This is a genomic window from Pseudomonas sp. ASL3, from assembly GCF_056680425.1.
In genome coordinates this window covers 4,427,301-4,453,117 of sequence record NZ_CM155281.1, presented here as the reverse complement: position 1 = coordinate 4,453,117, position 25,817 = coordinate 4,427,301, and the positions used below count along the sequence as shown (strand labels likewise).

Here is a 25,817-nt window from a genome sequence, read left to right as displayed (position 1 = left end):
AGTAAGCTGGCTGCCAATGCAACTACGGGAGACTCAGGTCTGACTAGACTAATCGGCACATCAACATAATAAAAATGCCGAGGTAAACACCGTGAATGTTGCCCAAGTTTCGTCCGCTCGTAATGTGAAGGATCAAGTCAGTGCCGCCGAATGGCAGGCCCGGGTCGATCTGGCGGCCTGTTATCGGCTGGTTGCGATGCACGGTTGGGACGACCTGATTTTTACCCACATTTCGGCCAAGGTGCCGGGTACTGAAGATTTTCTGATCAACCCCTTCGGCCTGATGTTTCACGAAATCACTGCGTCCAGCCTGGTCAAGGTCGATCAGGCGGGTAACAAACTGATGGACAGCCCGTACGAGATCAACCCGGCCGGCTACACCATCCACAGCGCGGTTCACGAAGTTCGCCATGATGTGGCCTGTGTGCTGCACACCCATACGGCGGCGGGGGTTGCGGTTTCTGCGCAGAAGCAGGGAATTCTGCCGATCAGTCAGCAGTCGATTTTCATCCTGTCGAGCCTGGCTTATCACGCCTATGAAGGCGTTGCCCTCAATCACGAAGAGAAAGCCCGCCTGCAAGCCGATCTGGGTGAAAACAACTTCTTGATGCTCAACAATCATGGGCTGTTGACCTGCTCCAGCAGCATTGCCGACACCTTCCTGATGATGTTCACCTTCCAGCGTGCCTGTGAAATCCAGGTGCTGGCGCAAAACGGTGGCGCCGAATTGATCCCTATCGGCGGGGAGATCCTGGCCGGCGCCAAAGCGATGATCGCCGGGGTCACCAAAAGTGCGCAGGGCATGGGCGGGGCGTTGGCCTGGCCGGCGCTGCTGCGCAAACTCGATAAACAAGACCCGAGTTACAAAGAATAATGCGACTGGCAGAGATCCCTCTATGTGTCTGGCGCACCCGCGGGCAAGATTTTTTGTTCCGCGGCCAGACCATTCGCTACTGGGTAGCGGGGCAGGGCGAGCCATTGCTGTTGATTCATGGCTTCCCCACAGCCAGTTGGGATTGGCATTACCTGTGGCAACCCTTGACCCAGCATTACCGGGTGATCGCCTGCGACATGCTGGGTTTTGGCGATTCGTCCAAGCCGCAGGATCATGATTACAGCCTGCTCGAACAGGCGGACCTGCAGCAGGCGTTGCTCAAGCATCTGCAAGTCGAGCCGCCGGTGCATGTGTTGGCCCATGACTACGGTGACAGCGTCGCTCAGGAGTTACTGGCCCGGCATTGCGAGGGCAGATTCGCCATGGCCAGTTGCGTATTCCTCAATGGCGGGCTGTTCCCGGAGGCTCATCGTCAGGTGTTGATCCAGACGTTGCTGCTCAGCCCGATGGGTTGGCTGGTGGGCCGGATGTTCAGCCGGGAAGGTCTGGTCAAGAGTTTCATGCAGATTTTTGGCCCTGATAGCCGACCCAGTGAGAGTGAGCTGGATGACTTCTGGAACCTGATTGAAACCAACCAGGGACCACGGATTATTCACCGCTTGGTCAATTACATTCCTGAGCGCATCGTGCAACGTGATCGCTGGGTGGCCGCCATGCAGCGCGGCGATGTGCCTATGCGCATGATTGACGGCGCGGTGGACCCGATCTCCGGTGTACACATGGTCGAGCGCTATCGGGAGTTGATCCCCGGTGCTGACACAGTGCTGTTGCAAGGTATCGGTCATTACCCGCAAACCGAGGCGCCTGCGTTGGTCCTGCGGCATTACATGGCATTTCGCGCTGCATTAGGTGCTCAGAGCCGCGAGATGGCCTGCTCCTGAACGGCAGCCACCGTATCGAACCATTTTCAGGCGGTCCTGCTCCCATCAAACAATGGGTAGGCCGTTTCCTATCCCGCTGCCTTATTGCGCACTATTCAGCACTGAACGTGTTGATTGTGACTGCAGGTCGAGTGATCGACACTGGAACCCATCGTCCACCTTTGCTGGAGCTGTCCATGAGTGAGCCTGTGCGTTTTGAAGATAAGGTCGTGATCGTTACCGGTGCCGGCGGTGGTCTGGGCCGCGCCCATGCGCTGCTGTTCGCCAAACATGGCGCTCGGGTAGTGGTCAACGATCTGGGCGGCTCGGCTCATGGTGAAGGCGCCAACGCATCGGCGGCGGATCGTGTGGTCGCCGAGATTCGCGAGGCGGGCGGTACAGCGGTTGCCAACCATGACTCGGTCACCGATGGCGACAAGATCGTGCAAAACGCACTGGATGCATTCGGCCGTATCGACGTCGTGGTCAACAACGCCGGGATCCTGCGCGACAAAACTTTCGCCAAAATGGAAGATGCCGACTGGGATCTGGTGTATCGCGTGCACGTGGAAGGCGCTTACAAAGTCACCCACGCCGCCTGGCCGCACATGCGTGAGCAGAACTATGGACGCGTGATCTTCACCGCGTCGACGTCTGGCATCTACGGCAACTTTGGTCAATCCAACTACGGCATGGCCAAACTGGGCCTTTATGGCCTGACCCGCACCCTGGCGCTGGAAGGGCGCAAGAACAACATCCTGGTCAACGCCATCGCCCCTACTGGCGGTACGCGCATGACCGAGGGCTTGATTCCGGCCGATGTGTTCGAACTGCTCAAACCTGAACTGATCAGCCCGCTGGTGGTGTTCCTCGGCAGCGAACAGTGCCAGGAAACGTCAGGCCTGTTCGAAGTCGGCGGTGGTTGGATCGGCAAAACCCGCTGGGAACGCAGCCTCGGTGCGGGCTTTGACCCACGCGCCGGCTTTAGCCCTGAAGATGTCGCCGCCAGCTGGCAGAAGATTTGTGACTTCGAAGGCGCTGCACATCCAAAAGACACGATCGAGGCGTTGAAAGAGATGATGGAGAATTTGCAGCAATATACAAAGTAAGCATAAGCGTTTAATGGTTAACTCGGCCGATCACTTGATCGGCTGAGTTGTTTTTGTAGGACGATTATTATTGTGTTTGTAGGAGTGATCTCTAAATCTCCCTTTGACTCTGTTCTGAGTCCATATCGTATAAAGCTTTCTTGATGCCTTCCGATACGACAGGAACAACGACGTCGATTGTGGAGGTTTGTATGTGGGGAAATTTTGATCTTGTGCAGGATCGAATCAGCAGCTACTTGTGCGTGCCAGATAAGCAGTTCAGAACCTCCAGAGGTCTGCCTGTGCAGGAAGCGAATGTCGAACAGAAAATGAGGCAGTATTGGGCCGATAAAAGTATTCCCGATGAAGTGAAGCTGAAAGGGTTTGATCTTGATTTATCCAAGTTCGATCCCGAGAACACCAGTAACAAGGAAATGAGGAGAATAACGATTTTACTTCAGGATCTAGGTATTTTGGATGGAAGTACCTGCGGTTGGTTACATGGAGTTGATCTCGAGTTTAATAGTTTGGGTAATGAAATTAATATCGGGAAAAAGACGAATCTTTTCGCCTATTTCGATAGGCACCTTGAATACTATAAACGCGAAATATCTGCTGGGAAGGTTATTCTGAAAGATGCGCAGACGAGTTTGTATACCGCCATTTCGGTAGTATTAGCTTTGCAGGAGCGTGCAAAGGCGTCGCAGAGTGCGTTGTTAGTCGATACCAAGGTTTGATCGGAGAGAATGCCTATCCCAAGCAGAGTGAGATTTTTTGTAGGGTGATTAGTGGTGCGTATGTAGGATTGTTCTCTATATCTATCATTGACCAGGTTTTGAGTTGATATCCCATAAAGATTTTTAAATGGCTTCCGATACGACGGGAACAACGACGTCGATTGTGGAGGTTTGTATGTGGGAAAATTTTGATGTTATACGAGACCGAATCAGTAGTTACTCCTATGTGCCGGACAGGCAATTCAGAACGTCCGTAGGTCTGCCTGTGCAGGAAGCGAATGTCGAGCAAAAAATGAGACAGTATTGGGCCGATAAAAGTATTTCTAATGAAGTGAAGTTGGAGGGGTTTGAGTTCGACTTGACCAATTTCGATCCCGAGAATACCAGTAATAGGGAAATGGGGAAAATAACGACGATGCTTGCAGAACTAGGTATCTTGGACAAAAGCACCTGTGGTTGGCTACACGGGGTTGATCTCGAATTTAATAGCTTGGGGAATGAAATCAATATAGGAAAAAAGACGAATCTTTTCGCCTATTTCGATAGGCATCTTGATTACTATAAAAATGAAATATCTGCGGGGCGCGTTATTGTAAAAGACGCACAGACAAGTTTATATACCGCCATTTCGGTCGTGTTGGCCTTGCAGGAACGTGCGCAATCGTTGCGTACAACCTCATTGGTTGATACTAAGGTTTAATTTTAATCGACGATTAAAACCTGAGCCGATGCGGACAGCCATACGGCTCAGGTCCCTTCATTTTAGAAGGATGTCAGAGCGGAACCGAGAATGTCCCCTTGTAGTGGACAGGCGTTTGATTGCCCCGATTATCCAGCATAATCCGGAACGTCCCAGCACCAAATTGCTCGGTGGGGTCGGATACGTTTTTCCTGATTTGGGTCCATGTTCCACCGTCCAATCTTTCCACAACCACCGGCGCCATGAGACCTAAGGCATTGCGCACCTGAAACTTGTGGTACGAGGTAGCGCACTTGCCCGTATACGGCCCATATACCGTTTTGTATTCGCCCGGACCTGCCACGCTGGGATAAATGGTACCGTTATGCAGAAAACACATCTTATTCAACGGCGTCCACACATTCTGCGCAGGCTCTGCCACCGCCGCTCCAGCAAACTGCGACAACCCCAAAGCCAGCACCAGAGTGCATATTTTCTTGTTCATGGTGAATCTCCTTCGATCTATTCAGATTGTTCGGGCAATTGCCCTGTGCCAAGCCCGTTCAAGCGATCTTGAATTCCGACTTGGCAATCTGAGGTTAATCACACCTCCATGTAGGTTTGTGCCAATAGTGATGTGGGAATCTTCTGTATGTAATTTATTGGTAAATATGCTGTGTGAATTTTCTTTTTGTGCTGTAGGGGTATTGTCGGATTAAAGCAGTGTGGAGGAACGATGGCCCAAAGCCATGCCTGTTAAATCGCAGGCATAAAAAAGGCCGCTGTATAACAGCGGCCAAGTGAGACGTTTGATCGAGGAGCTTCAAAATCAACGTCGGTAAACCAGGGGCGTATAACTCCGCAGAGGCCTGGATATCCAAGCCGCTACCGATGTGCAATGAGTGGGCTGATCACGTAAACAAATAACGGCGTTTTTAATGATTCTGGCCGGCTGCTGTGAAAGCATGCCAAGAATAAAGCGTTTATGACAAATGAAACATAGCGGTTTGCGACATTGACTGTTACATCTCCGGCAATAGCTGCTGTTTTCAGTCGATCTGACCCGCTGCGGTCTGGTCGGTGTCCGGTAAGGGGATCAAAGGTTCAATCCATTTTCCTCATCATCGGTCATCCACGCCGTCGATGATGGCGTGCAGAGCCGTGCCAGATGGGGGATTCACTCCTTCGAGGTACAGGGTGAATACCTCCTTGGTGCGCTTATCGCTCCTGATGGCGGTGAGTAGGGTGGCTTCTTCTGCAATCAACGGGGGGAAGACGCATGACAACAACAATAATGCGCGCCATCTTCAAGCCACAGGCGCTGGCTATCGCTGTGGCGCTGGGCTGCACGGCTCAGGCGCACGCCGTTTCATTCAATATCGGCGAAATCGAAGGGCAATTCGATTCCTCGCTGTCGCTCGGCGCGAGCTGGGGCATGCGTAACGCAGACCCGAGTCTGGTCGGCATAGTGAACGGCGGCAAAGGGCAAGCCTCCACAGGCGATGACAACCGTTTGAACTTCAAGAAAGGCGACGCCTTCTCGGAGATCTTCAAAGGCGTCCATGACCTGCAACTGAAGTACGGCGACAGTGGCCTGTTCCTGCGGGGCAAATATTGGTATGACTTCGCGCTTGAAAACGAAACTCAAGACTTCAAGAACGTCAGCGATAGCGGGCGCAAAGAAGCCGCCAAATCTGCGGGTTATCAGCTGCTCGACGCTTTCGTCTATCACAACTACACCATCGCCGACCTGCCTGGCACTGTGCGCGCAGGTAAGCAGGTGGTCAGTTGGGGTGAAAGTACCTTTATCGGTAACTCGATCAACTCGATCAACCCCATCGACGTATCAGCGTTCCGCCGCCCAGGCGCCGAGATCAAGGAAGGCCTGATTCCGGTCAACATGCTCTTCGGTTCCCAAGGGCTGACCGACAAGCTTAGCGTCGAGGGTTTCTACCAGTTGCAATGGCAGGAGACAGTCGTCGACAACTGCGGCACCTTCTTCGGCAACGACGTGGTCGCCGAAGGTTGCAACAATAATTACACCGTGGGCAGTCCGGCAATCAAGCCGTTGCAGCCGATTGCGGCTGCGTTTGGCCAGGGCTTCCAGGTCACGTCTGAAGGCGTAGTCGTCCCCCGCGGCAGTCCCCATGATCCAAAAAACGCCGGGCAATTCGGTATCGCGTTACGCTGGTTGGGCGACGACACCGAGTACGGCCTGTATTTCGAGAACCTGCATAGTCGTGTGCCAGTCCTGAGTACCAAGACGGCCGGTCTGGCAACCTTGGGTGCCATTCCGAGCATTGTCGGTGCGGCCAACGCCGTTGCACCTGGCAGCGGTGCGGGCCTTGCGCAGAGCACCATGCTCGGTAACGGCCAGTACTTCCTCGAATACCCGGAAAACGTTCGGTTGTTCGGCGCCAGCTTCGCCACCACCCTGCCAGAAGGTACGGCCTGGAACGGCGAAATCAGCTATCGGCCGAATGCGCCGCTACAACTCAACACCACTGACTTGACCCTGGCGATGCTCAACCCGATTGCCGGCGGCAGAGCGTCACCGATAGCTTCAAGCCCTGGCGCGGACAACACCGGTTACAGGCGCAAGGAAATCACCCAAGTGCAGTCGACCTTGACTCACTTCTTCGATCAGGTGCTGGGTGCCGAGCGGCTGACCGTGGTCGGTGAAGCGGCGGTCGTCCATGTCGGTGGTCTGGAGCCGACCAGCCAGCTGCGTTATGGCCGTGACTCGGTCTACGGAGCCTACGGCTTCAATGGCGACACCGGCGGTTTTGTGACGTCGATGTCGTGGGGGTATCGCGCTCGGGCGATTCTCGATTACGCCAACGTTATCGCGGGGATCAACCTCAAGCCCAACCTGTCCTGGTCCCATGACGTGCACGGTTACGGCCCCAACGGCTTGTTCAACCAAGGCGCCAAAGCGGCCAGCATCGGGGTCGATGCCGACTACCGCAACACCTACACCGCCAGCCTCAGTTACACCGATTTCTTCGGTGGTAATTACAACACTCTGACCGATCGCGACTTCGTTTCGTTGAGCGTCGGCGTGAACTTCTGATCGGCTTGAAAAGGACATGACTATGCGCAAGATGATCCTGCAATGTGGCGTCCTGGCGTTGAGCCTGCTGGCGGCCAACGTAATGGCCGCAGTGTCGGCGGACGAAGCCGCCAAACTGGGCAAAAGCCTGACCCCGCTGGGTGCGGAAATGGCCGGTAATGCCGACGGTTCGATCCCGGCTTACACCGGCGGTCTTCCGACCAATGCCGGCGCGGTCGACAGCAAGGGCTTTCTGGCCGACCCGTTTGCCAACGAGAAGCCACTGTTCATCATTACCGCCACCAACGTCGCCCAGTACAAGGACAAGTTGTCCGATGGGCAGCAGGCGATGCTCCAGCGTTACCCCACGACCTACCGGATTCCGGTCTATCCGACTCACCGCACCGTCGCCATGCCGCAAAAGGTCTATGACGCGGTGAAGAGAGGCGCCACCGCCGTTACCACCATCAACGATGGCAACGGCCTGTCCAATAATTTTGTCGATAGCCGTTACTTCGCTTTCCCGATCCCGAAAAGCGGTGTCGAAGTACTGTGGAACCACATCACCCGTTACCACGGCGGCAACCTGCATCGGACCATCACCCAGGTCACCCCTCAAACCAACGGCGCGTTTGACCCGGTCACCTTCGAAGAGGATGCCGGCGCCCCCGAGGACATTCCGGACCTGGACAAGGAAAAAGGCTCCAACATCCTGACGTTCTTCAAGCAGGAAGTGACCAAACCTGCACGTCTGGCCGGTAACGTGCTGCTGGTGCACGAAACCCTTGATCAGGTGAAAGAGCCTCGTCAGGCCTGGATCTACAACGCCGGTCAGCGCCGTGTGCGCCGTGCGCCGCAAGTCGCGTATGACGGCCCGGGTACTGCGTCGGACGGTCTGCGCACCTCGGATAACTTCGATATGTTCTCCGGCGCCCCGGATCGCTATGACTGGAAGTTGATCGGCAAGAAAGAAATGTACATCCCGTACAACAGCTACAAACTCGATTCGCCAAGCCTCAAGTACAGCGATGTCATCAAGGCCGGGCATATCAACCAGGATTTGACCCGTTATGAGCTGCACCGGGTCTGGGAAGTGGTCGGTACGCTCAAACCTACCGAACGGCATATCTACGCCAAACGCCACATGTACATCGACGAGGACAGCTGGCAGATCGCCCTGGTTGACCACTACGACGGTCGCGGCGCGCTCTGGCGTGTGGCCGAAGGTCACGCTGAGTTCTACTACGATCATCAAGTGCCGTTTTACACCCTTGAAGCGCTGTACGACTTGAACGCCGGTCGTTACATCGCATTGGGCATGAAGAACGAAGAGAAACACAGCTACCAGTTCGGTCAAACGTTCCATGTGGCTGACTTCACTCCAAATGCCCTGCGTAACGCAGGCATCCGCTAAGCGTTTGCGACACCCGCTTCAGCACAACCTGAAAAGCCGCTCACAGCCGATGTGAGTGGCTTTTTTTATGGGAGATGATCACTGCGCTGAATACTCCTACATCCAGAGGTGATGAACGGCTTAGTGTGAGCACGCAGGTGAGAACAATAAAAAGGGACACTCCCATGACTGCCTTTCCCGTTCATTTGGGTCGCTCGGACTACTGGCCGCGATTGTCTCCTCAACACCTGATGCGCAGCCGTTTGACCGTGCCTTTACTGACCTCCAGCGCCCGGGTAAAGCTGTTGTGCGCGCCCGCGGGCAGTGGCAAGAGCGCATTGCTCGGCGAGTGTCTGCGCCAGGCGCCGCAGGATTGCCGCATCACCTGGCTGCCGCTGGCTGGAGAGAAGCAAACCCCGGTCGGCTTCTGCGCGTTGTTGGCCACCGCTTTGGGCCTCGAACAGGCTGACGAGGCCAGCGTCTTGAATCAATTGGCGCAATGGCAAACGTCGTGCTGGATCGTGCTGGACGACTATTGCCGAGTCCCCGCGCCTGAGCTGGATCATTGCCTTGATCGCTTTATGGCAATCAGCAGTCCGGCAGTGACCTGGTGGATAGGTGGGCGCAGACGCCCGCTGTGTAACTGGCCGCGGCTGCTACTCAGTGGCGAACTGCTCGAACGCGAAGGTTCGGCGCTGGCGTTCAATCTGGCGGAAATCGAGCAACTATTGGCCAACGAGTCCGTCGTCTGGCCAGCTGAAGCAGGCGCTGCGATCTTTGCGCAAAGTGCCGGTTGGTGCGTTGGCGTGCGTGTCGCATTACTTAACCCCGGCGAATGGGGCGCTCCTGACGTCCTCAACGTACAGCACCTCAACCGGCAACACCGTTCGACGACGTTGGTCGACTACCTTGAGCATGAACTGTTTGCCGGGCTTGAACCTGAGCTGGCCGAGGCCTGGCGCGTGCTGGCGCATTTGCCGCGCTTCAATCCAGGCCTGTGCGAGCACCTGTTCGGCGCAGGCGAGGGCGGGCAATGGCTCAAAGCGTTGCAGGACATGGGCAGCTTTATCGAGCCTTGGGAGCATGACAGCGACTGGTTGCAGGTATTTCCGCTGCTGGCTCAATGCCTGCGCAATGAAGACTGGCCCACAAGGCGCTCCTGGCATCGTCGCGCCTGTCAGTGGTTCAGCGCCGAGGGTGATTGGCAATTGGCAGTCGAACACGCCGTGCAGGCCGAGCAATATGAAATCGCCGTCAGTCTGTTGCAGAATTTCGATTTATCACACCTGTTGCAGGGCCAGAACGTGGCGTTGCTGCTGGACCTGCATGAGCGCTTCGCAGACTTGATGCGGGGTACACCGCACCTGATCAGGCTGACCAGTACGGCGTTGATATACGCCGGCCGTTTCGATCAGGCTGCCGCTTGCCTGGAAAATCTGCGGCATTTCTCACCACAACCTTCAGCCGCGCAACAGCGTGACTTGATCGCGCTGTGGCAGACACTACAAGGTTGGCTGCACCACCTGTGGGGCAACGCGGAAATTGCTGTCGGGCATTTTCAGGACGCCTGTTGGGATCTTTCGCAAAGTGCTTGGCAAGGCCGTGTGTTTTGCCTGTCCGGGCTGACGCAACAGGCGCTGCTCAATGGCCAGTTCGATCAGGCTCTGGCGCACAATCGCACGGCGTTATGCCTGGCGCGGGCCGAGGGATCGCTGCTGTTCGAAGCCGTGCTCGAACTCGATCACGCGCAGCTACTGGAACAGCGCGGAGCCTTGCAGCGCAGCGAAAGCACGTTGCAGAAAATACATGATTTGCTGGTGTCCCAGCACTCTCCGGCGGGCCTGCTGCTGGGCCGAATTGCCTTGCGTCGTGGCCGTCTGGCGCTGCGCCAGGGCCTTGATCAGCAAGCGCGACAACACTTTCGAAGCGGTCTTGAGCAATGTTTGCGCAGCAAGGACAAACTGGCGCTGTTCGGTTTTTTGGGGTTGGCGACGCTGGACGCCAACCAGGGTGACTACGCACGGGCATTTGTCTGGTTGCGCGATGCCGAACGCTTGATGCAACAAAACCATATACCGGAATATGTCTGGCGGGGTGTGCTGCTGCAATTCAGCAGCCACTTCTGGTTGCAGCAAGGCCGTGCGGGTCTGGTCCAGGAGGCCCTGGTCCGAGTGCTGCGCCGTCTTCGTAGCGATCCGGCGAAACATGCGCCGCCGTGCACGCTGGAGTTGATCCCGCATATCGAATACCTGCTGGTGCTGGCCGAGGTCTATCTGCACCAGGCCGAGCAGCCTTTGCTACGCCTGCAAACCCTGCAACAGCACGCCAATCAACACGGCATGCACAGTCTGGAAACCGAGCTGTACCTGGCCATGGCTGAAGTGGCGTATTTGCAAGCCGACATGCTGACCGCGCATGCCTGTCTGTCGGAGGGGCTGATCTTGATCGGTCGTTTCAATCTGCAGCAGCCGTTACGCGAATTGAGGCTGCGTCAGCCGACGTTGTTGCGCGATCTGGGGGTAGAGGATGAACTGATCGCCGCCGCCGACAATCCGCTCAGCCATCGTGAACTCGAAGTGCTCAAGCTGATCGCCCAAGGCAGTTCCAATTTGCAAATCGCCGAGCAGTTGTTCATTTCCCTGCACACCGTGAAAACCCATGCCCGGCGTATCCACAGCAAGCTCGGGGTCGAACGCCGTACTCAGGCGGTGGCCAAAGCCAAGGCGTTGGGGTTGATGGCGTGAATTTCGGGAGAGGGTCAACGACAACGATTGAAGGGCATTTTCCTACTTCATATCCCTGGCATGCCCTGCGTTAGCCGTCGGCCGCCGGTATGAAACAAAGCAATATTTACCGTAATGCAGTGCACCGAGGGGCATTAGCTACACGCTCTTTCGAACTGTCCGCGTGAGTACTCATTGGGCCGGATGCCCCATGGGCGTGGACGTTCACCCTTGGAGCCACCGCATGATTGATATTTCCCCCGTATCCTTTTTATCCCCTTCGAACACTGATGTTACCGATTCCAAATCGACTGACGCTTCCCGGCATCGGGCCTCTATCGGCGAACTGTTCGCGCTGTGCATGGCGCAAATCAGCAAGGCACCCTCGTTGCGCGACGTCGCACGTACTCATTTGAGCCAGCGTTTGAAAGGCGTTGTCGCAACGCCCAATCCCGACATCTTCTTCATCAATACCCGAGCCATGGACGGCTCGATATCTCGCTCGTTATCGCTGACCGATGCGTTGTTGCAGGCATTGATCCATGGTGTTTCAAGCCTCGATGATGGCCCAGTGGGCATTTATGCCCATCATGATTCGGTTCACGAGGCACACCGTGTGCTGAACCTCCCCTTGGCGGAGGCCTGGCGAGTGTTTGGCGAATTAGTCTTGAGTTTGCCTTCGGCTTATAAAGACCTCCTCGATGAATTTTGGGCGAAAAACCCGCAAAAATTTTTAGGCTTGCCAGGGGCTCCACACGGTGTGACCAACACTTACCACAGCGTGGTGAGCGCTTTGCAATCGATGGCGCTGTACCACGAGGTAGAGCTCAAGCTGGCCGAAGGTGTTTACACTGCTGAGGAGGAAGACCGGTTAAGCAACGTTATTCATGAAGTGTCCCTCTCTGGCATTTACACACTCTCACTCGGGTTACCCAGCGGCCTGTCAGTGCCACTGACCTCGGCATTCGTGATCACTCAAATGCCACAGACTGTTGATCCGCTGCGTTCGGAAAACAGTAGCGGGACTGTCTTTCTCCTGACGCCTGCCCGCGGCTTCGAGAAATTCGATTCCTTGACGCTACTGGAAGGGGCATTGATAGAGCGTCTGGCCAACGTCGAGGAACGAGAACCTCTGCTGCAAGATTTGTTGTACCGCGACCGAGCCCTGCTGGTCGAAAACGATGCCGCCCTGTCTGGCCTGCGCCCCGGATATTCGGCCCTTGATAGGCGCCTTTTACATTCCCGCACGCTCAACTTGCGGCATAAGCAGATACAGGATTTCGAGTTCACGCTGACTCGCGCTCGACAGAACAAAGAGGATGTTTCGATTTTTCTGCAAAAAGTCAGCGATATCCAGTACCTGAAGTCGTTCGATGCGGCGCTACAGCACCAATTCATGACGTTCTCAAACCATGAACAGCAAAAGGCGATGCCGCATTGGTTGAAATACGCACCCGAAGCGGAGAAAACGTCGTATCTGGCACTCCAGGCCGAGTGCTTGCGTCGTGAACAGGCGCTCAGCCAATTACTGGCCGGGCTGGAGTCTCTGGAGACTTATGCCGAGAGTGAAATCGATGAGTATGTCCGTCAGCACCTGGGTTATTCGGTCGATCCCGCACAGCTGTTCATTACGTTCTCGGATAAATCTCAGCTACGGATGGGCGATTTTCATGCCCCGCTCAGAAAGTCGTTATTAGCGTTCGCAATAGACGGGTTGCCCGCGCGTGTCGGCTTGCTTGCACCTGAGCTGGAGATCCCGGAAGACAGCTGTCACCCGGCATGGAACGTTGAATTTGTCGAAACCATGTTTGCCGAACTGGACGTACGCCACCGGTACGCGCAGGCGTTGCGAGCGCGATACCGTGATCCGAAGACCCATAAGGCAATGGTTCATCTTGGCGACAGTACCCTCGCGCTGAGCGCTTTGGCTGCAAAACTCCAGAGCACCATTACCGAGGACGATCTTGAACTGATCACACTGTTGCGTGAAGGCACACCCAAAGTAGGCGCTCAACTGACGATTGGCGGGGTCATGTTGGGTGTGACAGGTACTCTTTTGAACGATCTGGTGGTGTTCCACGAAAAGAACGAAACCGGTGAACGCTATGTCCTTTACGCACCGGGAGCCCCCAAGGGTCGTGACATGTTCAGCTTCGACAGTTGGCACCAGGTGTCTTGGACAATAGGGGGATGGTTAAAAACCTCCGCTGGCGTGCGCTATCTGGCGGACCGGACGCCGGCAGATTTCCGGGAGAAGGCTGCTTCGTTTCTTTTGTCTATTCAAGAAAAGCCCGCCCAATGGCAGGAACAGAGTGTCATCTTCGCCCGTCTTCCTCAGACGCTGAAGACTGAGGGTTTTTGGCGGCAGTCGGTTGATAAAAAAGTTGAGAATTACCTGGCCGACGTGGCGACTGCTGCGCCATTCGATGACAACGCAGGCAGCTATGGCGATCGCAGAACACTCGCAGCACTGGATGCACAAATAGCCGCTGTCGAGGCGGCCTATGCCTCTGTCACCCCGCTGAAGTCGTACCGTGAATATGCCCGAGACGAAGGCAAGCGGTTGCTGACCCTTTATTTGGCACGGCAGGGGGTCCATCAGACGGTAGATCCCGAGACGGTCTACGTCGATCTGGAGAAGGACGCGAATCACTCGGTTCCGGACTTCAGTGAGTACACCTCTCTGCAACCGCTGACCCGGTTTTTCATGCAGGGGCGATCCAGTCGTAACGCCTTCCACGAAGCCGCAGCGTTGCATTCGTCTGTTGGGCAGGATCTGTCGATTTTACCCCCGCACGTTATTACGGACGCGTTGAAACATGAGGTCGGCGAAACCTACATTGCGCTGTTGCAAAATAACTTACTGAATCCACAAGACAGTCGCTACGCGCGTCGACGCACGCTGTATGCCAAGCGCCTGGAACTTCAGATGCGCCGCGCCGCGCTGATCGAGCTCATGCACGGTCGTCTGGACCCTGATCAATATCGATGGCTGAGTCATTTGATTCTGGGCGTCAGTAAATCGGGCTCGGCGGATGAAGCGCCCAGCCCGGAACTGATAGGCAGTAGTTCCATGAGTACGCTGCATTTCAAGAGGCTGCCGGTCGAGGGTATTTTCAGGTTCAAGGACTTCAAAGGAGTGCTCCCCGCGTACGACCTGATATATACCCCGAATGCTCCCGATGGGGTTTTGTTCCGGGAAGCTCAGTCCATTGCTCGTTCGATGCAGTCACCGGGTATGGCTCAGTATTACTACGGGCGCGTTCGCTATCAGGATCAGCCTCATGCGATCGCAATGATCGACGCCATAAACCAGACGTCCGATATCCGAGACCCACTGCCCATCGTCGACAACCTGTTAGTCGGCACCGAGATTGGACCGAAGGATCGCATTACCGACCTGGAAACGCTCTATGTCGAGATGCTTGAACGCATGATGACCGATGTTGACAATCAGTCCGTCAGTGGCATGGAGGTGCTTGCGGATCGCATTTATACCGCAATGAAGTGGATAGGCACTATTTTGTTTATTCCATTTCCTCCCGCCGCTCTGGCATGGAGTTATCTGCATACGATGATTGATTTTGCACGCGGGGTTGTCGCGTACGCGACGGGGGATCGGGCCACCGCAACCAATTTTTTCGCCTGGGGAATGTTTGGCATGTGGTTCGGGCTATCAGGCGTCGGCAACGGTTTCAAAAACCAGCCCAGCCTGTTGTGGAAGGCCATACTTTCCGCCAAAGGAAGAGTCGGCAAATATACGGTCAGGTCGTTTTAAAAAGGTCCTGTGGACGTCAATGAAACGCGCCATGGGGCGGCAAATGGCTCAAGCGCTCTGTCAGGCGCAGACGCTGAATCGGATCGTCGCTCAATAGCAACGCATGCTCCAGGTCGAAACGCTCGGCCTGAGGGCATTCGAGTGACTGATACAGGCTTGCACGAGCCAGGTGATCGCTGGTGGTCGCCTGGCCCAGTTCCACAACGCGGTCGGCATCCTTGAGTGATGCCAGAAAATCGTCGTTCATCTGATGCAGATGCCTGAGGTTGCGCGACAGCCGTTGCAACATGTCCATATCGGTGGCGCGAACCATGTGCTCGGACGTGAGCTGCATCTCCGGACCGAACTGGCGAATCAGCAGTTCCCGGCAATCATTTGGATAAAGCCTGCGTCCGCCGCACGGGTCGAGCAGGTGATCGGCACCCGGCACCCGCAGCAGAAAATGCCCCGGAAAGTTGACACCCTCCAGTGGAATCTCCAAACGTCTGGCCAGCTCCAGCGCAATGATCGCCAGACCCAACGGTTGCCCGCGGCGGCGTTGCAGAATCCTGTGTAACAGTGCCGACTGCGGTTTTGGATGACTCCAGTCGTCCTGCTGAAACCCCAGCGAGTTCAACCGGCGTAACAGGGGTTGCGCCAATTCGCCAGCCGGTAACATCGGCAGGGTGGCGCTGATCTGGCGTCTCAGATCTTCGATAATCTCAAGGCCTGTTTGCGGCAAAAACTCCGGGTCGTGTTCGGCCGAAACCCACAAGGCCGCTTCAAAAACTGAGGGCGGTGTGCGTTGCAGGCAGGCAAGGCAGGCTTGACGTGGGGTCATCGACCGCTCCGGGTGGATCAGGCGTGTGGGTCCAGGCCGCGTGAAAACTACTGCGCTCGGCAATACTGCGTTAAAAACAGGCTCGGAATGCTCATTTACAATCCGTAGACTCCGCTTCCTCGCCTGTTTTTGCCTTGTCTTGCCTTCGCTCGCTACGTTTTCACACGGCCTGATAAGGCGAAATATTCATCTGGCCTGGGTTCTCCCGTTTTAGCCCCAGCGGTAGATTTCGTCCAGTGCCATATCCATTGTTCAGCGCAGGCCTTCAGGGTTATGCCCTGAACCTTTCAGCGTTCACTTACTTATGCCTGACCGATCAGTCGTTTTTTTTCCCAGCGCCTATACTCGCTGTAGAAAAAAGAACCGGGAGCATTGCCGATGTTCGCTCTCATGCAAAGTTCACAAGTCGAAACGCTGCACTTCATCGTCGATCCGGAAACAGGCCTCAAAGCGCTGATCGCTATTCACAACAGCCAAAAAGGTCCCGCCCTCGGCGGTTGTCGTTACCTTGCCTATGTGGATGAAGAAAGCGCCGTCGAAGACGCCATTCGCCTGGCGCAAAACATGAGTTACAAAGCGGTGCTGGCTGGCTTGCCTTTTGGCGGCGGCAAAGCGGTGATCATGCGCCCGGCGCATGTTCCCAATCGTGCCGCGCTGTTCGAGTCCTTCGGACGCTTTATCGAAACCCTGGACGGGCGCTACATCACCGCCGTCGACAGCGGTACCTCCAGCGCCGACATGGATTGCATCGCCCAGCACACCCAGCATGTCACCAGCACCACCGAAGCTGGCGATCCTTCTTCGCATACCGCCATGGGCGTGTTCGCCGGTATTCGTACTACGGCGATGGCGCGTCTGGGCAGCGACAATCTCGAAGGTCTGCGCGTGGCGATTCAGGGGCTTGGGCATGTCGGTTATGCCTTGGCCGAACAGCTGCATGCGGCGGGTGCCGACTTGCTGGTCAGCGATCTGGACAGTGGCAAAGTGCAGTTGGCCATGGAGCAATTCGGCGCGCATCCGATTGCCTGCGAAGCCTTGCTCAGTACCCCTTGCGATATTCTTGCGCCCTGCGGGCTCGGCGCCATCCTTAATAGCAAGAGCGTCGCACAATTGCGCTGCGCGGCCGTGGCAGGTGCGGCCAATAACCAGCTGAGCAGCTTGCAGATCGCTGATCAACTGGAAGGCCGCGGCATTCTCTACGCACCGGATTACGTGATCAATTCTGGAGGTCTGATCTATGTCGCACTGCAACATCAGGGGGAAACACTGGGCACCATTACCGCTCATCTATCGCGAATCGGAGTGCGATTGACCGAGGTTTTCGCCCATGCCCAGGCGGAGAAGCGCTCACCCGCGCACGTCGCCGATGCATTGGCAGAACGCTTGCTGAGCGGCTAGCACCTGATCGGTGCCAGCCGACTGACCTCGCTGCCACAAGCCGCGAGTTTGACCACCACGCCTCTTCGTTTGTCAGAGAGTGTCGCGTGTCAGGAGTGTGCAATGTCCCATAACAAGATCGATCTTGCGTATACCCGTTATCTTGCCCCTGATGGCCACCTGACCGGCGAACTTCCCGATTGGGCTGATGACTTCAACCTGCTGACCCGTCTCTACCGGCAAATGGTCCTGACCCGACTGTTCGACCAGAAAGCTGTCGCACTGCAACGCACCGGACGCATTGGCACTTATGCGCCGACCCTCGGCCAGGAAGCCATCGGCGTCGCCATTGGCAGCCTGATGCAGCCCGAAGATGTGCTGGTTCCTTATTACCGCGACACGGCCGTGCAACTGATGCGCGGCGTGCGCATGGAAGAAATTCTCCTCTATTGGGGCGGTGACGAGCGTGGCAGCGATTATGCCGAGCTGGCTGCGGCCCAGGATTTTCCGTTGAGCATCCCGATCGCGACCCAAGCCTTACACGCTTGCGGTATCGCCACCGCGTTCAAGATTCGTGGCGAGCATCGGGTGGCCGTGACCACCTGCGGCGACGGTGCCACCAGCAAGGGCGATTTTCTCGAAGCGCTCAACGTCGCAGGTGCCTGGCAACTACCTGTGGTGTTTGTGATCAATAACAACCAGTGGGCGATTTCCGTGCCCCGGCGCATCCAGTGCGGCGCGCCAACGCTGGCGCAGAAAGCCATCGGCGCCGGCTTTCACGGCGAACAGGTCGATGGCAATGACATGCTGGCGGTCTACGACAGGATGCAGATCGCCCTCGAACGCGCTCGTAAAGGCAAAGGCCCAGTGTTGCTGGAGTGCCTGAGCTATCGTCTCTGCGACCACACCACGGCAGACGACGCCTCCCGTTATCGACCTGCTGAGGAGGTCAAGCATGCCTGGCTGGAAGAACCGGTCAAACGCCTGCAATCCTTCATGGTCAGGCAGGGTGTCTGGGACGAGGGCCGCGAGCAGGCACTGATCAGCGAGTGTCAGGTATTGGTGCAGAAATCAGTGGATATCTTCGAAAACGCGGGCATACAAGCGCCTGAATCGGTCATCGACCATGTCTACGCTAAATGGCCATCGGCCTTGGCCGAGCAGCGCGAATGGCTCCTTGAGCGGGTAGCCCGTCATGGGGGGAGTGACGCTCATGGCGAATGAAAAGGTCACCTTGCTGGAGGCGGTCAATCTGGCGATGCACCGGGCCATGGCCGAAGACGAAAATGTGGTGATCCTCGGCGAAGACGTCGGTGTCAACGGTGGGGTATTCCGCGCGACCCAAGGCTTGCGCGACAGCTTCGGTTTCAAGCGGGTGATCGATTCACCACTGGCCGAAACCATGCTTGGCGGTCTGGTGGTCGGCATGGCGGCGCAGGGTTTGAAGCCGGTCATGGAAATCCAGTTCATGGGCTTTATCTACGCCGCCATGGAGCAACTGGTGTCCCATGCCAGCCGCTTGCGCAATCGTACCCGCGGCCGCTTGAGTTGCCCGATGGTGTTACGCGCGCCCATGGGCGCCGGGATTCGCGCACCGGAGCATCACAGCGAAAGTACCGAAGCGCTGTTCGCGCATATTCCCGGCTTGCGTGTGGTCATCCCCTCCTCACCGGCACGGGCCTATGGGTTGTTGCTGGCGGCCATCGACGATCCCGATCCGGTGATCTTCCTTGAGCCGACGAGGCTCTATCGAATGAACCCGCAGCCGCTGGTCAATGATGGCAAACGGCTGCCGCTGGATACCTGTTTTACCCTGCGTGAAGGCAGTGACATTACCCTGATCAGTTGGGGCGCCAGCGTGCTTGAAACCCTGCAAGCGGCCAGCGCGCTGGCGGAGCAGGGCGTGTCCGCCGAGGTGATCGATGTCGCCTGCGTCAAACCACTGGATCTCGACACGCTGGAAGCCTCGGTGCGCAAAACCGGACGCTGCGTGATCGTCCACGAAGCGCCGCGCTCCTGCGGCGTGGGGGCGGAAATCGCGGCCAGCCTCTATGAGCGGGCGTTCCTGGATTTGCAGGCGCCGATCCAGCGGGTAACCGCACCGGACATTCCGCCGCCGCTGTATCGGTTGGAGCACCTCTACATCCCCAGCGTCGAAGACATTCTTCACGCGTGCGACAACGCCCTGAATTTTGCCTGAGGACGCCGCTCATGAAATATTTCAAATTGCCCGATCTGGGCGAAGGTCTGCAGGAAGCCGAGATCGTCCAATGGCACGTCAAGGCCGGTGATACGGTCAAGGCTGATCAATTGCTGGTGTCGGTGGAGACTGCGAAAGCCTTGGTCGATATCCCTGCGCCCTATGATGGCGTCGTTGAGAAAACCTATGGCGGCGATGGCGATATCCTTCACGTCGGTGAGCCGCTGATGGCCTACGTAGGCGAGGGCGATGCGGGCACGGTGGTCGGGCGGCTTGAAGGGGGCGGCAACAATCAGGACGACCAATTTTTCATCGGCGCGGCGCCGTCGACTCGCGAACACATGTCCGCTCGTGCCACGCCGGCGGTGCGCTATCTGGCCCGACAGCTGGGTGTTGATCTCAGCGCACTGAGCGGTTCCGGCAGCGATGGCCTGATCACCCGCACCGATGTCGAAGACGCGGCGCAAGCCGAGCGCGATAGATTTGGCGGAGAAAAACTACGGGGGGTGCGCCGCAGCATGGCGCTGAACATGGCCCGCTCCCATGCCGAAGTGGTGCCGGTGACGATCTTTGCTGACGCCGATCTGCATCGCTGGGGCCTGGCCCGTGATCCGCTGATTCGTCTGGGCAAAGCCATGGCAGCCGCCTGCGCGGTAGAGCCGGTGCTCAACAGTTGGTTCGACGGTAAATCCCTGTCGATCAAGCAGCATGAAAAACTCGACCTCGGGATTGCCATCGATACGCCTGACGGCTTGTTTGTGCCGGTGCTGCGTGATGTCGGCAACCGTGACGCGGTGGATTTGAAAGAGGGTATGAACCGACTGCGTGAGGACGTCCAGGCGCGTTCGATTCCACCTAAAGAAATGATGGGCGCGACCATCACCCTGTCCAACTTCGGCACCTTGTTCGGTCGCTACGCCAATCCGGTGGTCGTGCCGCCACAAGTGGCGATCATGGGTGCCGGTGGCATCCGCGAAGAGCCGGTGGCCGTGGACGGCCAGGTGGTGATACATCCGATACTGCCGCTGTCGCTGACCTTCGACCACCGAGCGGTGGCCGGCGGTGAAGCAGCGCGGTTTTTCAAAGCGTTGGTGATGGAGTTGGAAAAGCCTGAGTGATGGGTGTCAGGCGAACCGTATCAAGCTATTCGCAGGCAAGCCTGCTCCCACAGTAGATTGAGGATCTGTGGGAGCAGGCTTGCCTGCGAATGGGGGGCAAAAACTATTCCTCCAACGGCGCACTGAGCAATTCGGACAATGCGTCCGGCTGGCTCTTGAACGCCTTGGCGAAGACATCACGGTTCTTCGCCATGTAAATCCCGGCTTCTTCCACTTGAGCTTCCGTCAACGACGGCACAGCCCGTTGCAATACTTCGGCCAGCAACTCTGCCAGCTCAAGCATTTTGTCATGACGGTCAGCTTCGGCTTTATCCATGAACAAACGCTCCAGATCTCGGCTGCTGCGGTATACCACTTCGACGGCCATTCACCACCTCACATGCCTTCACGATAATGTGTCTTTAGCGACTACTGTATTTTTATACAGCTAAAAGCATAAGCGAACCGAACCGATTTGGATAGTGGCATTTTTGCCTCCATGCGTATCACGTGGGCGTCGAGATGTGCCTTGCGACAATACACCACGCTCTCAACCATAGACTGTGGCCCCATTCCTGCTGAAAAAGCTGCTAAAAAAGCTGCTGAAAAGCTGCTGCAAAAAAACCGCGCAACGAAAAGTGGTCACGTTGGCACGGCATCATCCGATCGAATTATCCAAGGAAGTACATCGTGAAAATCAGCTGGGCTGAGTCCCTCCGTCAGAACGTTCATGGATTGGCCGAGTCACTGGGTAATCTGTTGGTCGAGACTTTCCACTACCTGGCGTTGTTCGCCATTGGTGCGGTAACGGCCTGGGCGGCGGTGATGGCGTTTATGGAGATGCTGGAAAAGGGCCACATCACGGTCGATGACATTCTGTTGCTGTTCATCTACCTGGAATTAGGCGCCATGGTCGGGATCTATTTCAAGACCAACCACATGCCGGTGCGTTTTCTGATCTATGTGGCGATCACGGCCCTGACACGGCTGCTGATTTCCGACGTGTCGCACCACAATCCGCCAGATCTGGGTGTGGTTTATCTTTCCGGGGCCATTCTACTGCTGGCGTTCGCCATTCTTGTGGTGCGCTATGCGTCCTCGCAGTTCCCGTCAGCGAAGGTCCCTGACCCGGACAGTAAAACCAAGGGTGCGCTGACCGAAGAGAAAGGCGAGCTCTGACTTTAGATGCTGTTATGCGGCGCTGATCATGCGTTTGGCGACGACGCCCATTGCGTTGGACAAGGTCATGAAAAAGGGCGGGTCTGTCTGCACAGGCCCGCCCTTCTTTTGGAGTGTTTCAAATGTGATGGTTATGAAAATAAGTCGTGCCGCCGATCAGCCAAGTCGGGCTTCTTTTACGAATTCTTTTTCGAGAAATTCTTCCTGGAGCAGGGCGTCCGGGTTTTCCGACTCCTGATCCACTACGCCTTCGATGACAGGCGCGCCCGTGCGTTTGTCGCGCAATTTACCGAAGAGATGCTCAAGGGCGTGATTGAGTTTTTCTGCCGCGCCTTCCACTGCCTGATCCAGTGTGTCGGCTTTGTGAGTGACCGAAATCGGTTGGTGTCCTTTTGGCCGGGCTTCCATCTGGCAGCGCATGTCATGCGGGCCGGGCTTGTCGCCATTTTCGTCGCGAATATGGACTTCGACGCGAGTCAGATCCTCTTCGTAGCGTTCGAGCGTGGCTTCAACGGTGGTACGTACCCACTCCTCCAGTCGGATGCTGCTTTCGATGTGGTTATCGCTATTGACCTGGATTTGCATAGTTTTTCCCTTACTTTGGCTTGCTCACATGAGATTGGACGGTTTCGCTCGGTTGAGGTCTAACCCTTCGCCTCTCACTCTCAGTGTTGGCGCCGATGAGGAAACAATTCAACCCCTTATGCGCAGAAATATTTTGAGGCGAAAAAATTGGCCCTGATCGCTGGAGGTGGGTTTGCCTGTGAAAGATGCGACGTAGAGCGCAGCACGCAATCGATCAGTCAGCAACAAACGCCAACCGATACTCCCCCGGCGTAGCCCCCATCGCCTGACGAAACCGATTGTTGAAGTGACTGGCACTGGCAAAACCGCAGGCCATGGCGATATCGCCGAAAGGTTGCTGGCTGGTGCGCAGGAGATGCCGGGCGTGGTTCAGACGGCGGGCGAGGAGGTATTGGTGGGGCGGCAGGCCGAAGCTTTCGCGGAACATGCGGGCGAAGTGATACTCGGAGAGCGCGCATTGTCCTGCCAGTTGCCCAAGGCTGAGGGGGTCAGCCAGACGGTTTTCGATGTAGTCGACCAGTTGCCGCCGCAAGTGCGGGGCCAGGCCACCTTTGAGCCGCAAGCCTTCGCGCAGGCCGACTTGGCTGAGCAGGGCGTGGCTGAGCATTTCATGGGCCAGGCTGCTGGTCAGCAGGCGTTCGCCGGGTTCGTTCCAGTTCAGTTGGATCAACCGCCGAAAACGCCGCGCTTGTTCGGGGTCGTCGATAAAGGTGCTTTCCCGCAGTTGCAGCTCGCGGGGTTCGCGGTCCAGCAGGGCGATGCAACCCAGCGCAAACTGTTCGGGGCTGACATACAAGTGCGCGAGGCGGAGCTCACCATTGATCACCCAGGCCGACTCATGGCCGGCAGGCAACACGCACAATTTGTCAGGCCCACCTTTGTCGCCGGGCCGATCGCGACGAAAGGTGCCGGTGCCGCCTGCGAGGTAGCAGGACAATGTGTGGTGACTCGGCGCCTGATACTCCTGCGCATCGCGCCGGTTGTTCCACAGGGCTGCGACCATACCGTCACCCAGGCCCGCGCTTTGTTCCAGACGAGCGTTGGGCGAGCTGTTCAAGGCTTGAAAGACTTGGATGGTGTCCAGTGGCGGCATGGCTAATCCTCTACAATCGGCATCCTACTCCGTAGCGCCCGCGCTGCCAGCCTGCCAGACATGCAAAAGCGCAAGTTTGTGCAAGTCGGCCCTGAAGCAAAACGCCAGACTGAGGCTTCATTCAGGAGTCCGTCATGAACCTCTCTTTGTATCTACTCACCGTATTGATCTGGGGTACGACCTGGATCGCCCTGAAATTGCAGCTCGGCGACGTGGCGATCCCGGTGTCGATCGTTTATCGCTTCGGCTTCGCGGCGTTGGTGTTGTTCGCGATGCTGCTGTTGAGCGGGCGTCTGCAAAAGGTCAATCGGCGTGGGCAGCTTATTTGTCTGGCTCAGGGTCTGTGCCTGTTCTGCATCAACTTCATGTGCTTCTACACTGCCAGTCAGTGGATCCCCAGCGGCCTGATCGCTGTAGTGTTCTCCACCTCGACCCTGTGGAACGCGCTGAATGCACGGATCTTCTTCCGTCAGAAAGTCGCCCGCAATGTGTTGGCGGGTGGCGCGCTAGGGTTGATGGGGCTGGCGTGTCTGTTCTGGCCAGAACTCTCCAGTCATAGCGCCAGCCGCGAAACCCTGATCGGTCTGGGCCTGGCCTTGCTCGGCACCCTGTGTTTCTCCGCCGGCAACATGCTGTCCAGCCTGCAACAGAAAGCCGGCCTGCGGCCCCTGACCACCAACGCCTGGGGCATGCTCTATGGCGCGGCGATGCTCAGCGTCTATTGCCTGCTCAGCGGCACCCCGTTCAGTTTCGAATGGAACACGCGCTACATCGGCTCACTGGCGTATCTGGTGATTGCCGGCTCGGTGATTGGCTTCACCGCTTACTTGACTCTGGTCGGGCGCATGGGACCGGAACGCGCGGCGTATTGCACCGTACTCTTTCCGGTGGTTGCGTTGAATATTTCGGCGTTCGCCGAAGGCTATCAATGGACAGCGCCGGCGCTGATGGGGTTGGTACTGGTGATGCTGGGGAATGTGTTGGTGTTTCGTAAGCCGAAGGAGGTGGCACTAGAATCGGGCAAGTTAGCCTGAGGCTTTCTGTAGGAGCTGACTTGTCTGCGATCGGCTGCGAAGCAGTCGCAAAATGTCTGGACACGATATTGCTGGAAGGTCCTTCGTGTCGGACGCGACCCCGGCCTATCGCAGACAAGTCAGCTCCTACAGATATTTGTGTCAGATCAGCCCTTCCACACCTGCGGATTGACCAGATCCTGCGGCTTCTCACCCAACAACGCGCTGCGCAGGTTGTGGTAAGCGCGATCGGCCATGGCCTGGCGGGTTTCGTGGGTGGCAGAGCCGATGTGCGGCAGGGTGACGGCGTTGCTCAGTTGAAACAGCGGCGATTCGGCCAGCGGTTCTTTTTCGTACACATCCAGACCGGCGCCACGGATCGTGCCTTTTTGCAGGGCTTCGATCAACGCCGGTTCGTCGACCACCGGGCCGCGAGAGATGTTGATCAGGATCGCGCAGGGCTTCATCAGCGCCAGTTCGCGGGTGCCGATCAGGTGTTTGGTCTTTTCGCTCAACGGCACCACCAGACAGACGAAGTCTGATTCGGCCAGCAGTTGATCAAGGCTGCGGTACTGCGCGTCCAGTTCCTGTTCCAGTTCGACCTTGCGGCTGTTGCCGCTGTACAGGATTGGCATGTTGAAACCGAAATGGCCACGCCGGGCGATGGCGGCGCCGATGTTGCCCATGCCGACGATGCCCAGGGTCTTGTTATGCACGTCGGTGCCGAAATGCGCAGCTTCGACCGTGCGTTTCCACTGGCCGGCCTTGGTCCAGGCGTCCAGTTCGGCGACGCGTCGGGCGCTGCTCATCAGCAGAGCGAAGGCCAGGTCGGCGGTGCTTTCGGTCAGCACATCGGGGGTGTTGGTCAGCATGATGCCGCGTTCGTTGAAATAACCCAGCTCGTAATTGTCGTAGCCCACTGAAATGCTCGACACCACTTCCAGCTTGCCGGCACTTTGCAGTTGCTCGCGCCCCAACTTGCGACCCGCGCCGATCAGACCATGGGCGTGCGGCAACGCGTCATTGAACTGTGCATTCATATCGCCCAGCTTCGGGTCGGGCACGATCACGTTGAAGTCTTGCTGCAGGCGCTCGGCCATTTCGGGGGACACGCGGCTGAAGGCAAGTACGGTCTTTTTCATCAGGCAGATACTCTCGGACGGTTCGAATGGACAGTGCGTAGCACGCTAACATTCTTGCCCGTCCCTGGGCATCAGGTTCTTTCGAGGGTGTTCTTTTTGTGGCGGG

At 56.9% G+C, this 25,817-nt stretch carries 21 protein-coding genes; 15 read left to right on the top strand and 6 right to left on the bottom strand.

Annotated elements, in window-relative coordinates; genetic code table 11:
* Positions 1 to 91: 91 nt before the first annotated feature.
* The 5 genes from AC1MEE_RS20580 (at position 92) to AC1MEE_RS20560 (ending at position 4,280) form a co-directional block, all read left to right on the top strand.
* Positions 92 to 874: a class II aldolase/adducin family protein gene (locus AC1MEE_RS20580; protein WP_480411406.1), complete on the top strand. Its 783-nt coding sequence runs from the start codon at positions 92 to 94 to the stop codon at positions 872 to 874.
* Complete coding sequence (locus AC1MEE_RS20575) at positions 874 to 1,776, top strand: alpha/beta fold hydrolase (RefSeq protein ID WP_480411405.1); 903 nt, start codon at positions 874 to 876, stop codon at positions 1,774 to 1,776. The genes AC1MEE_RS20580 and AC1MEE_RS20575 overlap by 1 nt, the downstream gene beginning before the upstream one ends.
* Before the next feature lie 176 nt (positions 1,777 to 1,952).
* On the top strand, positions 1,953 to 2,864 hold the full coding sequence (locus AC1MEE_RS20570) for an SDR family oxidoreductase (RefSeq protein WP_480411404.1): 912 nt from the start codon (positions 1,953 to 1,955) through the stop codon (positions 2,862 to 2,864).
* 191 nt (positions 2,865 to 3,055) lie between these two features.
* Entirely contained in the window at positions 3,056 to 3,580 is a 525-nt protein-coding gene (locus tag AC1MEE_RS20565) for a hypothetical protein (RefSeq protein ID WP_480411403.1), read from the top strand.
* Between the two features lie 127 nt (positions 3,581 to 3,707).
* Positions 3,708 to 4,280 (top strand): hypothetical protein, encoded by a 573-nt coding sequence (locus AC1MEE_RS20560; protein ID WP_480411402.1) that lies wholly within the window; start codon positions 3,708 to 3,710, stop codon positions 4,278 to 4,280.
* Positions 4,281 to 4,353: 73 nt separating this feature from the next.
* Here the strand turns inward: AC1MEE_RS20560 and AC1MEE_RS20555 are convergent, their stop codons facing one another.
* Complete coding sequence (locus AC1MEE_RS20555; protein ID WP_480411401.1) at positions 4,354 to 4,764, bottom strand: hypothetical protein; 411 nt, start codon at positions 4,762 to 4,764, stop codon at positions 4,354 to 4,356.
* Positions 4,765 to 5,538: 774 nt separating this feature from the next.
* Here AC1MEE_RS20555 and AC1MEE_RS20550 point away from each other — a divergent pair.
* From AC1MEE_RS20550 to AC1MEE_RS20535, 4 genes are all read left to right on the top strand, one after another.
* On the top strand, positions 5,539 to 7,332 hold the full coding sequence (locus AC1MEE_RS20550; protein WP_480411400.1) for a DUF1302 domain-containing protein: 1,794 nt from the start codon (positions 5,539 to 5,541) through the stop codon (positions 7,330 to 7,332).
* A 22-nt stretch (positions 7,333 to 7,354) separates the two neighbouring features.
* Positions 7,355 to 8,725, top strand: coding sequence for a DUF1329 domain-containing protein (locus AC1MEE_RS20545; protein ID WP_480411399.1), 1,371 nt, complete (start codon positions 7,355 to 7,357; stop codon positions 8,723 to 8,725).
* Between the two features lie 164 nt (positions 8,726 to 8,889).
* Positions 8,890 to 11,448: a LuxR C-terminal-related transcriptional regulator gene (locus AC1MEE_RS20540; RefSeq protein ID WP_480411398.1), complete on the top strand. Its 2,559-nt coding sequence runs from the start codon at positions 8,890 to 8,892 to the stop codon at positions 11,446 to 11,448.
* Between the two features lie 223 nt (positions 11,449 to 11,671).
* Complete coding sequence (locus tag AC1MEE_RS20535; protein WP_480411397.1) at positions 11,672 to 15,205, top strand: dermonecrotic toxin domain-containing protein; 3,534 nt, start codon at positions 11,672 to 11,674, stop codon at positions 15,203 to 15,205.
* 16 nt (positions 15,206 to 15,221) lie between these two features.
* Here AC1MEE_RS20535 and AC1MEE_RS20530 read toward each other — a convergent pair whose 3' ends face one another.
* The gene (locus AC1MEE_RS20530) at positions 15,222 to 16,025 is read right to left on the bottom strand and encodes a SirB1 family protein (RefSeq protein WP_480411396.1); all 804 of its coding nucleotides are present in this window, start codon (positions 16,023 to 16,025) and stop codon (positions 15,222 to 15,224) included.
* 378 nt (positions 16,026 to 16,403) lie between these two features.
* Between AC1MEE_RS20530 and AC1MEE_RS20525 the strand changes: the two genes are divergently transcribed.
* The 4 genes from AC1MEE_RS20525 (at position 16,404) to AC1MEE_RS20510 (ending at position 20,720) form a co-directional block, all read left to right on the top strand.
* Positions 16,404 to 17,423 carry a Leu/Phe/Val dehydrogenase gene (locus AC1MEE_RS20525; RefSeq protein WP_480411395.1) on the top strand — a complete coding sequence of 340 codons (1,020 nt, stop codon included), beginning with the start codon at positions 16,404 to 16,406 and terminating at the stop codon, positions 17,421 to 17,423.
* A 102-nt stretch (positions 17,424 to 17,525) separates the two neighbouring features.
* Positions 17,526 to 18,626: a pyruvate dehydrogenase (acetyl-transferring) E1 component subunit alpha gene (pdhA, locus tag AC1MEE_RS20520; RefSeq protein WP_480411394.1), complete on the top strand. Its 1,101-nt coding sequence runs from the start codon at positions 17,526 to 17,528 to the stop codon at positions 18,624 to 18,626.
* Complete coding sequence (locus AC1MEE_RS20515) at positions 18,616 to 19,602, top strand: alpha-ketoacid dehydrogenase subunit beta (protein ID WP_480411393.1); 987 nt, start codon at positions 18,616 to 18,618, stop codon at positions 19,600 to 19,602. Before pdhA ends, AC1MEE_RS20515 begins: the two co-directional genes overlap by 11 nt.
* A gap of 11 nt (positions 19,603 to 19,613) precedes the next feature.
* On the top strand, positions 19,614 to 20,720 hold the full coding sequence (locus tag AC1MEE_RS20510; protein WP_480411392.1) for a dihydrolipoamide acetyltransferase family protein: 1,107 nt from the start codon (positions 19,614 to 19,616) through the stop codon (positions 20,718 to 20,720).
* 103 nt (positions 20,721 to 20,823) lie between these two features.
* Here AC1MEE_RS20510 and AC1MEE_RS20505 read toward each other — a convergent pair whose 3' ends face one another.
* Entirely contained in the window at positions 20,824 to 21,087 is a 264-nt protein-coding gene (locus AC1MEE_RS20505) for a YebG family protein (protein ID WP_322167804.1), read from the bottom strand.
* Positions 21,088 to 21,389: 302 nt separating this feature from the next.
* On the opposite strand from AC1MEE_RS20505, the gene AC1MEE_RS20500 reads away from it, so the two are divergent.
* Positions 21,390 to 21,878, top strand: coding sequence for a phosphate-starvation-inducible protein PsiE (locus AC1MEE_RS20500; protein ID WP_480411391.1), 489 nt, complete (start codon positions 21,390 to 21,392; stop codon positions 21,876 to 21,878).
* Between the two features lie 156 nt (positions 21,879 to 22,034).
* Here the strand turns inward: AC1MEE_RS20500 and AC1MEE_RS20495 are convergent, their stop codons facing one another.
* Complete coding sequence (locus AC1MEE_RS20495; RefSeq protein WP_480411390.1) at positions 22,035 to 22,463, bottom strand: HPF/RaiA family ribosome-associated protein; 429 nt, start codon at positions 22,461 to 22,463, stop codon at positions 22,035 to 22,037.
* Positions 22,464 to 22,677: 214 nt separating this feature from the next.
* Positions 22,678 to 23,556: a helix-turn-helix domain-containing protein gene (locus tag AC1MEE_RS20490; RefSeq protein WP_480411389.1), complete on the bottom strand. Its 879-nt coding sequence runs from the start codon at positions 23,554 to 23,556 to the stop codon at positions 22,678 to 22,680.
* Positions 23,557 to 23,690: 134 nt separating this feature from the next.
* On the opposite strand from AC1MEE_RS20490, the gene AC1MEE_RS20485 reads away from it, so the two are divergent.
* Positions 23,691 to 24,590: a DMT family transporter gene (locus AC1MEE_RS20485; protein WP_480411388.1), complete on the top strand. Its 900-nt coding sequence runs from the start codon at positions 23,691 to 23,693 to the stop codon at positions 24,588 to 24,590.
* Positions 24,591 to 24,736: 146 nt separating this feature from the next.
* On the opposite strand, the gene AC1MEE_RS20480 is transcribed toward AC1MEE_RS20485, so the two are convergent.
* Complete coding sequence (locus tag AC1MEE_RS20480) at positions 24,737 to 25,711, bottom strand: 2-hydroxyacid dehydrogenase (RefSeq protein ID WP_480411387.1); 975 nt, start codon at positions 25,709 to 25,711, stop codon at positions 24,737 to 24,739.
* Between the last annotated feature and the right edge of the window lie 106 nt (positions 25,712 to 25,817).